Raw genomic sequence first — 11,560 nt, forward strand, 5'->3', positions numbered from 1 at the left:
TCAATCTCCTAATTTAAACAGGGAAAACCGGCTCCCTAGCTTGATTTATGTCTTCTGTATAGGATATAACTTCTGCGAATATAATTCAACGGAACACTCCACACATGCACCAGCCGCGAGAACGGCCAAAAGGCCAAAATGGAAAACCCGAGAAAAATATGAATCTTGAAGGATAAAGGCACTCCGGTCATGAACGAAGCGTCCGGCCGGAACAAAAACAATCCCCGGAACCAGATCGAGACGGTTTCCCGGTAGTCGAATTCCGGCTGAACGGCGTTGGTCACCAAGGTGGAGTACATTCCCATCATCACGATAAGCAGCAAAAATACGTTTACGATCAGATCGGAAGCCGAGCTTAATCGCCGTACATTTCGTATCGTGAAACGGCGCGCGGTCAAAATCACCATGCCCAGAAAAGTGATGGCCCCAAATAACGCCCCGATATACACCGCTCCAATATGGTACAAATGATCGTCCACTCCGATGGCGCGCATCCAGGGCTTTGGAATCGCCAAGCCGGCGATATGTCCGAAAGCGACCGGAATGATGCCAAGGTGAAATAATATACTGCCCAGCATCAGCCGTTTCTTCTCCACGAATTCGCTCGATTTTGCCGTCCAATGAAATTGATCCGTCCGGTAGCGGTAGATGTGTCCAACGATAAAGACGGCCAGACAAAGATAGGGAAAGATAACCCACGTAAACTGGTTCGCCAAATTCATGGATACGCAACCTCCCGTCGCTCGCAGGCTTTGAAAGTTTCGCGAAGCCCCCGAATCAAATGGGCATAGGGGCTTCCCATCTTCTCAAGCGCTTGCAGCAGGTGAAAGGTTCCGTCCTCAAAAATAGCGGTCAGCATACGGAAATTTTCTTGAGCCTTGGGATCTCCCTTCCACTCCGCGGCATAAAGAAATTCGCACATGAGCGGCAGATAATCCGGCAGTTCGCCTTCCGGCATCTCCAGTCCGAACATTTCATACAAGATTTTCAGCTTCGCCAGCATTTGTCCGCGCTCTTTCGCGTCCTCCAGCTTGAAGTACGTCATATAAAGCGCGCAATCCTTTTGAAAGTCGAAAGTTGCCGTGTAATTCTCCTGAATTTCTTCCAAGCTGTAATTTTGGATGAGCGACCAGAATCTATCCGCAAACGGATATGCGGGATGGCCGGCATCCAGCAATTCCTCCAAAGCGGAGGGTTGAAAACTCGGTTTTTCCGGATACATCAAGTACCTGGCAAAAAAACCGAATGAATGCTTGAACCCGTATAATTCTTTTACGTCAATCACGCCAAATCCCTCCGTAGAAGTTTTCCCCGACCGATTCTCCGTCCGATTTTCCGTCCGGTTGGAGTTTTTGTTCCGCTATACTTACCGCCCCGCAGCCGTCACATTCGGCGCCCGTTCCCATATTGCCCATCAGATTACCGTATCCGGCGGAACCTTGAGCGCGGAAAGAATCCATTTGTCCTTCCTTGTGGGAGGTTGGAATCACAAAACGGTCTTCGTATTTGGCGATGGCCAAAAGACGGTACATTTGCTCCGTCTGCGGTGCCGTCAAACCAACCCGTTCAAGACGGTCCGCGTCAAATTCCTGCTTCGTCTCCAGCGCCCGCATATAAGAGCGCATCATGGCCATCCGCTGCAGGGCTTCCTTAACCGCCTGCGTATCCCCCGCCGTAAGCAGGTTAGCCAGATACCGGATCGGTATTCGCATGTCATCAATAGCCGGAAAGATGGAATCCGGGGTTTGCGCGGAATCCTTCCCTTCGAAACAATTCATAATCGGACTAAGCGGCGGAACATACCACACCATCGGAAGGGTACGATACTCCGGATGAAGCGGAAAAGCCAGCCGATGTTCGATGGCGAGCTTGTAAACCGGCGAATGCTGCGCGGCTTCGATCCAATCCTGCGAGATGCCGTCTTTACTCGCCTGTGCGATCACGTCCGGGTCGTTCGGATTCAAGAACAATTCGCATTGCGCTTGATAAAGGTCTTTCGGATCCGGCGTGGACGCCGCCTCAAGCACCCGGTCCGCATCATACAGCAGGACGCCGAGGTAGCGAATTCGTCCGGTGCAGGTCTCGGAGCAAACGGTCGGAAGTCCGGCTTCCACACGCGGAAAGCAAAACGTGCATTTTTCCGCTTTATTGGTCTGCCAGTTGAAGTAAACCTTTTTATACGGGCAGCCCGTCATGCAATACCTCCAGCCGCGGCAAGCCTCCTGATCCACCAGGACAATGCCGTCCTCATCGCGCTTATACATCGCTCCCGAAGGACAGGACGCAACGCAGCTCGGGTTCAGGCAGTGTTCGCAAAGCCGGGGAAGATACATCATAAAGGACTGCTCAAAGCTGAATTTGATCTCTTCCTCGATCTTTTGGATATTCGGATCAAGCGGCCCGGTGACATGCCCTCCCGCCAGATCGTCTTCCCAGTTCGGGCCCCACTCCGGATTCATCTTCTCTCCCGTTACGACGGAATGCGCGCGTGCAACCGGTGAGTGCTTTTGTTCCTTGGCACCGGTCAGATGCTCGTAGTTATACGTCCACGGCTCGTAATAATCTTTCATCTCCGGCATATCCGGGTTGTAGAAAATTTTCCCGAGCGCCACCTTGGACAATTTGCTGCCCGATTTCAACTCAAGCTTCCCTTTGCGGAGCTTCCACCCGCCTTTATACAGCTCCTGATCTTCCCAACGCTTCGGGAATCCGATCCCGGGTTTGGTCTCTACATTGTTGAACCACATGTATTCGGCGCCTTTCCGGTTGGTCCACGTCGTTTTGCAGGTCACGCTGCAGGTATGGCAGCCGATGCATTTATCCAGGTTCAGAACCATGGCGATTTGCGCTTTAATCTTCAAGCCAGTTAACCTCCTTCATTTTGCGGACCGCCACATATTCGTCCCGTTGATTGCCGATCGGCCCGTAATAATTGAACCCGTAGCTGAGCTGCGCATATCCGCCGACCATTTGGGTGGGCTTCATATGGATCCGGGTTGGAGCATTATGGCTGCCGCCGCGGGTTTGCGTGATTTCCGAGCCCGGCACCTGAATGTGTCTATCCTGAGCGTGGTACATGAACAGGGTTCCTCTGGGCATCCGGTGGCTGACGACCGCCCGCGCCGTCACGGCGCCGTTGCGATTGTAGACTTCCACCCAATCGTTGTCGTTAATTCCATGCGCCTTCGCATCCTCATGGTTGATCCAGACGGTTGGGCCGCCGCGGAATAACGTCAGCATATGCTGATTATCCTGATAGGTCGAATGGATGTTCCATTTGCCGTGAGGCGTCAAATACCGCAGCACAAGCGAGTCCGCTTCTCCGTTCACCTTCTTATCTCGCGCGCCAAGTACCATAGGTGGCAAGGTTGGCTTGTATACGGGCAGCGATTCTCCGAATTGACGGAAGATTTCATGGTCGATGTAAAAATGCTGTCTGCCCGTTAACGTGCGGAACGGTACTAGACGTTCAATGTTGGTAGTAAATGGCGAGTAACGGCGGCCCTGTTTATTCGAACCGCTGAACACCGGCGTCGGAATGACCTCGCGCGGCTGGACCGTAATGCTTTGAAACGTAATTTTTTCCGCCGCTCTGTCCGCCGAAATATCCCGGAGCGTCACGCCCGAGTCCGACTCCGCTTGGGCGTAGGCCTTTTGAGACACGCGGCCGTTCGTGGCGGATGACAGCCGCAATATGGCCTCCGCCGTCTGCCGGGCCGTCTCGATTTGGGGCAGCCCGTTCTTAACGGTGCTATCCGAATAAGTCCCGTTAATCCGTTTAAGCTCCTCATACTCATCGGCCACGGAGAAGCTTACGCCATGCGCGCCGATTTTGCCGGTCGTTAAATTCGGACCCAGCGAAACATACTTATTGTGGATTTGCGTATAATCCCGTTCAATAATGCTGAGCTTGGGCATGGTTTGTCCCGGAATCGCTTCGGTCTCTCCTTTGGCCCAATCCTTCACAAGCCCCATAGGCTGAGAAATCTCTCCCAGCGAATCGTGCCCAAGCGGGGAAGTTACCAGATCTTTATAGACACCCGGCAGATGCCGCTTAGCCATCTCCGAAAAAACCTCGGACAGCTTGCGGTAGATATCCCAGTCCGAGCGGGATTCCCAAAGCGGGTTGATCGCCGGATTGAAAGGATGCACGAAGGGGTGCATATCCGTGGAGGACAGATCCGTTTTTTCGTACCAGGTTGCCGCCGGCAGCACAACATCGGCATGCATCGGCGTAGTGGTCATGCGAAAATCCAGCGCTACCAGCAGGTCGAGTTTTCCCGTCGCATCTTCCCGCCAAATCATTTCTTCCGGCTTCTGCTCCTCGTTGGGCCGGGCCAAAAGGGCGTCCGATGCGCCAAGCAAGTGCTTCATGAAATACTCCTGCCCTTTCGCCGAGCTGGAAATCAGATTGGAGCGCCAAACAAACAACGAACGGGGGAAGTTTTCGGGCGCTCCCGGATCTTCCGCCGCAAAGCGGATTGTGCGAGATTTAATTTCGTCCAAGGCGTGGTCCATGATTTCGCCTTCCGAGTCGCCTCCATCCCGGGCGGCTTCCTCCGCGAACAACAGGCTGTTTTTGTTAAATTGCGGATAAGAAGGCAGCCAGCCAAGGCGTGCGGCGAGCACGTTATAGTCCGCAGGATGGGTGTATTTCAGTTCTTCGCCGATAGGCGATTTCAGGTCTTCCAATCCGCTTTCCTCGTATCTCCATTGCTCCGTGGCAAAATAGAAAAACGAAGTGGCGTTTTGCTGCCGGGTTGCGGCCTGCCAATCCTTGGCAAAGGCGATCGTGGACCAGCCTTCAATCGGCCGCAATTTTTCCTGACCGACATAATGCGCCCAGCCTCCGCCGTTGACACCTTGCGAAGCGGTTAAGATGACCAGGTTTAAAATAGCCCGGTAGATGGTGTCGCTGTTGAACCAGTGATTGATGCCGGCCCCCATGATAATCATCGAGCGGCCGCCCGTCTCGAGCGAGTTCAGCGCGAATTCGCGGGCGACCCGGACCACGGCGGACGCCTTGACGCCCGTGATTTTTTCCTGCCAGGCAGGGGTGTAGGGGGAGCTGAGATCATCATAGCTTTGAGCGTTATAGGGGCTATCCGCGCGCGCTACGCCGTATTGGCTCATCATGAGATCATAGACGGTGGCCGCATAAGCTTCGGACCCGTCCGCCAGCGTGATCTTTCGAGCCGGTATAACGCGTTTGAACGTCCCGTTCCCCGCATTGTCAAAGTGCGGAAACACGATTTCCATCCATTGCTCTTCATGGCCTTCCATCGTCAGGGCCGGTTCGACTTTGCTTCCGTCTTCCCTCTCAAGAATCAGGTTCCACTTCCGCCCTTCCTCCCAGCGCTGGCCCATTGTACCGTTTGGCACGATGATATCCCCGGACGCCTCGTCGTAAACGACAGGTTTCCAATCGCCATGCGTCGCCGTTTCTCCGAGATCGCTTGCCCGCAGGAACCGGCCGCCTTTCCATACCTCCTCATGCTTATCAAGAAGAACCAAAAAAGGCATGTCCGTATACTGCTTTGCGTAATTGACGAACATCGGTTCTTGGCGCTCCTGGTAAAATTCATTCAAAATGACATGCGTCATGGCTTGAGCGATTGCCGCATCGGTGCCGGGACTCGGAGCAAGCCAGTGATCCGCAAATTTGACGTTTTCGGCGAGATCGGGGGCCACGGACACCACTTTCGTTCCTTTATAGCGTACTTCAGACATGAAATGGGCGTCCGGAGTCCGCGTCAACGGCACATTCGAGCCCCACATAATCAAATAGCCGGAATTGTACCAATCCGAAGATTCCGGCACATCGGTTTGTTCTCCCCAGACTTGAGGAGAAGCCGGCGGAAGGTCCGCGTACCAGTCGTAAAAGCTCAGCATCTCCCCGCCGAGCAGCGAGATGAAACGCGCTCCCGAAGCATAACTCACCATTGACATTGCGGGAATGGGCGTAAATCCCGCAATCCGGTCGGGTCCGTATGTCCGGATGGTATAAATCAATTGTGCCGAGATCAGATGCAGTGCGTCGTCCCAATGAATCCGCACGTGGCCGCCCTTGCCGCGAGCTGATTTGTAAAGCTTCGCTTTTTCCGGATTTTCGACGATGCTTGCCCAAGCATCGACCGGATTCTCATATTCAGTGAGCGCTTCCTGCCAAAGCCGCAGCAGTTTCCCTCTGATGTAAGGGTACTTGATGCGCAGCGGACTATATTCGTACCAGGAGAACGACGCCCCTCTCGGGCAACCCCGGGGCTCGAATTCCGGCATATCCGGACCGCAGGATGGGTAATCGATTTGCTGGTTTTCCCACGTGATGATGCCGTTTTTGACGAACACCTTCCAACTGCAGGATCCGGTGCAGTTGACGCCGTGCGTCGTTCTGACCACTTTGTCGTGCGACCAGCGCTCGCGGTACATGTTTTCCCAATCCCTGCTTTTTTCTTCTAGGATGGACCAGCGGTCCGAATAGCTTTCGATCGGTTTAAAAAAATGGAGGCCATATTTTCTTTTCATCGAGAAGAACACTCCTTTTCAGCATCAAATCCCTGAAGGAATTCGGCTCCCTTTCATTATGTAAGGCCTCCGCCGCACTTCCCATTAGGGAATAACCTATAGCGCCGAGGGAAATCCCTTGTTTTAATAAAAGGGGCAAAAAGAGGGGCTTCTTCCTCGCTCATTCCAAATTCCGGAGCGGGGTTTCCCGGCTTAAGGTATAATAAGATTCACCTTAATTAACGCGATTTTCAACGAAAAGAGGTCTTTGTTATGTCTTTTCCTTTCCAGGCTTATGATGCCGTTGGTCTCGCCGAGCTCGTCAAGAAACGCGAGGTCTCCCCGCGCGAGCTGGTGGAAGCCGCTCTTGCCCGGTTGGATGAAATCAACCCGGGGTTAAACGCCGTTGTCCGCACCCGCCGCGAGGCGGCTTTGAAGGAAGCGGAGGAGATGGCCGCCCGCATTCGCGACGAATCCCGGCCCTTCGCCGGAGTGCCTTTCCTGTTCAAGGATCTTTCGCATGGAATCGGCGGAGAACCGATTACCGCGGGTTCGATCCTGATGAAGAACAATATCGCAAAACGCGATTCCAATTATGTGGCCAAAATCCGGCGCGCCGGCTTTATTCCGCTGGGGCACACCAACGCGCCTGAGTTCGGGCTTCGGAACATTACCGAACCCGCGCTGCACGGACCCGCCCGCAATCCTTGGAACCGCGACTACTCTCCAGGCGGTTCCAGCGGAGGCGCCGCAGCGGCCGTCGCGGCGGGGATCGTTCCGGCGGCCGGGGCCAGCGACGGGGGCGGGTCGATCCGCATCCCGGCCTCGTTCACCGGCCTGTTCGGGCTGAAGCCGACGCGCGGACGCACGCCGGTCGGCCCGGGAGCCGGCCGCCAGTGGCAGGGCGCGGCGATCGACTTCGCGCTGACCCGCTCGGTCCGCGACAGCGCCGCCCTGCTCGACCTGCTGCAGACGCTGCAGCCGGAGGCCGCCTTCCAAACGCCGCTTTATCCCGGCGTATATTTGGACGACCTGTTCAAGCCATGGCCTAAGAAGCTACGAGTCGGATTTACGACCGCGTCTCCGGTAAGCACGCCGGTAAGTCCCGAGGCCGTCTTGGCCGTGCGGAAAACCGTGTGCTGGCTTGAAGCCGAAGGCCATGAAGTCGTGGAGAAGCCAAGTCCGGTGGACGGCGTCAGACTGATGGAAAACTACTATACGATGAACGCCGGAGAGGTCGCCGCCATGTTCGTTTCCCTGGAAAAAGGCATGGGCCGTTCCATCGCCGCGGAAGAAGTCGATATCGTTTCGTGGGTGCTTGCCGAAGCCGGAAAACAGGTCACGGCCGCGGAATTCGTGCATAGCCTGGACGAATGGGATGTCGCAGCCGCCCAAATGGCCGGGCTGCACGAGGAATTCGATCTGTACATGACGCCGGCGAACGCCGATGCCGCGCCCAAAATCGGCGAGTTGATGCAAAGTTCCGAGGAAATCGATAGGCTGCTCAATGTCAGCGGGATGTCTCCTTCCGAACAACGGAGGCTGATCTACGATATGTTTGAGCCAAGCCTGACCTATACTCCGTTCACTCAACTCGCCAACCTGACCGGACAGCCGGCCATAAGCGTACCGGTGCATCTCACGCCGGATGGCATGCCGATCGGCGTGCAGCTGATCGCCTCCAAAGGCCGCGAAGACCTGCTGCTGCAGCTCGCCGCCCGCATGGAACAAACCGGGCTGTGGATCGGGATGAAGGGGAACCCGCTGTTTAGGTGAAAATCCCTAAAGACGAAAAAACAGTTGTCTGAGAAGATGAGTTCGACAGAGATCCGGGTGTGGATTTCAAAAAATGATCTGTAACGGATCTGAGAGACGTTATTCAAGGGAAAAATGGCTGATTTGCGGTCATTGGAGATAAATAACGACTGTGGAGTCCGTTAGATCGGGAAATCGCCGAAAAATACGGGAATAGCGTCAATACGATTCGTTACGGAGGAGCGTGGACGACGATCCCTGGCGCTGGGCGCAATCGGGGAGCGTGATCAGGACGCTTGGTCAGGGCTTTTGCAAGGAAGCTGCGCCGATGGCAGTATGATGTCTCGTAATATATTGAAAAGAGGTTGTTCCTCCGTCATCTATGATGACTTTCGGGACAACCTCTCTTTGTATCTTACTCTCTTTCGCTGACAAGCCTTCCGCCTTGAAAACGGTAGGTCTTCCCGTATTCGGGAAGCAGACGAATGCCGGCGGACAGCTCCATTTGCTCCGGATGAAGACTGTGCAGCGGAATGTACCATTCCGCCCCGATCAACTCGCCAATCTGCCTCAATTCCTCAGGGCGCGCATGGCCGGAAGCGCCGATATAACGGTACTCCAGACCAATCCGCTTCAACAGATCGCGCAGAGCGGCATAATTGGGATCGTAAGCGCCAAGCGGAGTTCCGTTGGAATGGATGTATACCCCTTTTTCCGTACGCAATTTGAGCAGTCGAACGATTCGCGAAAAGCTGTTCTGAAGCGCATATCGATGGGGGGCTGCGTTAATCGCCTCCAGTGAAACCGAAACAAAGCCCTCCTGCGGAATGTCCGCAAGCACGTTGATGTTCCCGCGCCCGGTGAGAGCCCGCAGCAAGCGGGCCGTTTCCGGTTCGAGAACCAGAACTCGATCCGCGCTTGCCGCCGCCTCATAAAGCGCTTCGATTCGCTCAATATTGCGATGATATAAATTGACGACCGCCAAGCCCCCCGCTTCCCTCATCGCCGCGGTCGCGCGCTCCGCCATATTGCCTTCGCCGGCACGGCTTCCGCCGACTAGATCGGGAGAAGCATCTTCGTCCTGCGACATCCCGATCGTCGTGCCTTCCGTGATCAGCACTTGAACCTGCCGCTTTCTCGCTTCGTCCGCCATGCCTCGTGTCCATTCCGAATGATTGCCGTCAATCCGGAAATCGCCGGAATATAACAGGCGGAGTTCCGGCGTCTCTACCAGGAAGGCGCAGGAGCCCGCCACATCGTGGTCGACCCGCAGCGGGGTGGCCACGATGTCTCCGACGATCATGGGTTGTCCGTATTCCAATACGCCAAATGTCCGGCCGGGAACGGCAGGCACGCCTTCCCCGATCATCTCCAGCGCTTCATACAGACGCAGGCTTTCCTTGGTCATCAGCACAGGAACGGACGGAGCGACCATCCCCATCAAAGCCATATGATCCTGATGGAGATGCGAGATCAGCACCGCCTGCCGCAAAGCGCTCCGGCCTGCCGGACGAAGCGGGCTTCCCGCCGATGTCAGCGAAGCTTCGCCATACAAATCGTCAAGGGGAGGCAAGAGTCCCAGCCGCAAATAATCGGCAGCCGGGTCGGCAAGTTCGGCGATGCCGTTCTCGATCATATCCCCGGCCGGAATGAAGCAGCGGCCGAAATCGAAAATGATGCGGCTGTCGCCGTGCGCAACCGTGATGATCGTCCCTCCGATCGTCCGGAGTCCCGACCAAAAGCGAACATGCGTATAGGTTCCCGCCATGATGAACACACCCCCGTAATTATTTCAAGCTTTGAAGCGCGGCCTGTTCCGCGGCGGCGAGTCCTTCATCTACCGATTTCTGGCCGTGCAGCACTTCGTCGATCTGCTTCGAAACATCAGTGCGAAGCTGGTTATAGCCGTTCAAATGCGGTTCGCCAAAAGCGGAGTCAAATTGCTTCGCGGCCGCCGCTTGTTCGGGATGCTCTTGAATAAACGCCGTCCACGCTTCATCCGTCAAAGCCGAACTGCGCACCGGCACATACCCGGTTTCCTGCGCCCAATGAATCGTTGCTTCGTTCGAGATCAGGAACTTCCCGAATTCCCAGGCTGCCAGCTTCTCCTCCGGAGCGGCGCTTTGGAAAATCATCAGGTTGGTGCCTTGGAACGGAGAAGCGGCAGCTTGATCCTTCGGAAGCGGCGCGGTCGACCATTTGAACTTGTCCTTCACGGCGTCTCCGACAAAGGAGGTACCTGCCGAAGAGCCGATATACATCGCAACATCTCCGCGGCCGAACGGATCGGACATATAGCCGTCTTCACCGGCCAAACGTCCCGTTTTGGAAGTAACGATCAAATCGTATAAGAAACCAAGCGCCTTTTTGCCTTCCGGCGAGTTAAAGGCAACCTTTCCGTCATCGGTTACATAATCGCCGCCCGCTTGTTTGACAAAAGTGGCCAAATCGCCGGATACAGAGTTTTCAAACCCGATCCCTACGACTTTTTTGCCGTCGATCGTTGTCGTCAGTTTGCCGGCCGCCGTTTTCAATTCGTCCCAAGTCGTTGGTACTTGCAGTCCCATTTTGTCTAGATAGCTTTGATTGTAATACAGCACTTCCGTACTTTTGTTAAACGGCAGCCCGTATACTTTGCCGTTCCAAGTGTTATCGTCCATAAACGCTTTGACGACGTCGGCCTGATCCCCGGCGCTCAAGCCCACCTTGGCATCATTGAGATAAGGAGTCAAATCCTCGATCAGTTCATTGTTTACGTATTCGGTCTGCCAATTGGAATAAGCCTGCGACATCGTCGGAGAATTTTTCGCTTTGGCCGCGGCCATAAGCTTTTGGGACAAGTCATCGTAGCTGCCCTGCGCCACCAGTTTCACCGTCATGTTCGGATTTTGGCTATGGAACTCATCCGCAAGCTGCTGCAGCACTTCTTCCAGATGTCCGGACATCGCGTGCCAGAATTCGATCGTAACCGGTTGGTCAATGGTGATGGATCCGGGTCCCGTCTCCTCGGTCCCTGTCGTTTCTTCAGTCGAGTTTCCTGCGGCGGCGGCATTCGTCGATGTATTCCCCGACGTGTTTTCCGCCGTATTTCCCGTATTCGCCTGATTGTTTCCCCCACCGCAAGCCGTAGCAACAATGATCATAAGGCAAAGCATCATAACGGTAATCAGCTTTTTTTGCAGCATGCTAATCTTCCCCTCGCTTTGTTTTTTGGATTGTTCATTCCTTCAAGCGTTCCGCTTGTACATGATCCTCAGAAACCGCCTTACTTACGCCGCTCTCAAGACATCGCCTTATCCCA

The 11,560-nt window shown here is 54.9% G+C and carries 7 protein-coding genes; 1 reads left to right on the forward strand and 6 read right to left on the reverse strand.

Annotation, left to right across the window (positions count from 1 at the left end; all coding sequences use genetic code 11):
• Nucleotides 1-35: 35 nt before the first annotated feature.
• Genes narI through ACI48K_RS14575 form a run of 4 tightly spaced genes read right to left on the reverse strand, consistent with a single transcriptional unit; the run spans nt 36 to nt 6,525 of the window.
• A complete protein-coding gene (narI, locus tag ACI48K_RS14560; protein WP_475028314.1) occupies nt 36-722 on the reverse strand; it encodes a respiratory nitrate reductase subunit gamma in 687 nt (228 codons plus the stop codon).
• Entirely contained in the window at nt 719-1,285 is a 567-nt protein-coding gene (narJ, locus tag ACI48K_RS14565; RefSeq protein ID WP_475028315.1) for a nitrate reductase molybdenum cofactor assembly chaperone, read from the reverse strand. Before narJ ends, narI begins: the two co-directional genes overlap by 4 nt.
• Complete coding sequence (narH, locus tag ACI48K_RS14570; RefSeq protein ID WP_475028316.1) at nt 1,278-2,861, reverse strand: nitrate reductase subunit beta; 1,584 nt, start codon at nt 2,859-2,861, stop codon at nt 1,278-1,280. Before narH ends, narJ begins: the two co-directional genes overlap by 8 nt.
• A complete protein-coding gene (locus ACI48K_RS14575) occupies nt 2,851-6,525 on the reverse strand; it encodes a nitrate reductase subunit alpha (protein WP_475028317.1) in 3,675 nt (1,224 codons plus the stop codon). Before ACI48K_RS14575 ends, narH begins: the two co-directional genes overlap by 11 nt.
• A 252-nt stretch (nt 6,526-6,777) precedes the next feature.
• Here ACI48K_RS14575 and ACI48K_RS14580 point away from each other — a divergent pair, with 252 nt between their 5' ends.
• On the forward strand, nt 6,778-8,280 hold the full coding sequence (locus ACI48K_RS14580; RefSeq protein WP_475028318.1) for an amidase: 1,503 nt from the start codon (nt 6,778-6,780) through the stop codon (nt 8,278-8,280).
• A gap of 394 nt (nt 8,281-8,674) precedes the next feature.
• Here ACI48K_RS14580 and ACI48K_RS14585 read toward each other — a convergent pair whose 3' ends face one another.
• Nucleotides 8,675-10,027 (reverse strand): MBL fold metallo-hydrolase, encoded by a 1,353-nt coding sequence (locus ACI48K_RS14585; RefSeq protein ID WP_475028319.1) that lies wholly within the window; start codon nt 10,025-10,027, stop codon nt 8,675-8,677.
• Nucleotides 10,028-10,046: 19 nt separating this feature from the next.
• Nucleotides 10,047-11,444, reverse strand: coding sequence for an ABC transporter substrate-binding protein (locus ACI48K_RS14590; protein ID WP_475028320.1), 1,398 nt, complete (start codon nt 11,442-11,444; stop codon nt 10,047-10,049).
• Between the last annotated feature and the right edge of the window lie 116 nt (nt 11,445-11,560).

Source organism: Paenibacillus terrisolis (assembly GCF_056171975.1).

What these genes read in the sequence shown, in the direction of transcription:
- narI (WP_475028314.1), bottom strand. Translation starts at nt 722, where the DNA reads ATGAATTTGGCGAACCAGTTTACGTGGGTTATCTTTCCCTATCTTTGT.
- ACI48K_RS14575 (WP_475028317.1), bottom strand. Translation starts at nt 6,525, where the DNA reads ATGAAAAGAAAATATGGCCTCCATTTTTTTAAACCGATCGAAAGCTAT.
- ACI48K_RS14580 (WP_475028318.1), top strand. Translation starts at nt 6,778, where the DNA reads ATGTCTTTTCCTTTCCAGGCTTATGATGCCGTTGGTCTCGCCGAGCTC.
- ACI48K_RS14585 (WP_475028319.1), bottom strand. Translation starts at nt 10,027, where the DNA reads ATGGCGGGAACCTATACGCATGTTCGCTTTTGGTCGGGACTCCGGACG.
- ACI48K_RS14590 (WP_475028320.1), bottom strand. Translation starts at nt 11,444, where the DNA reads ATGCTGCAAAAAAAGCTGATTACCGTTATGATGCTTTGCCTTATGATC.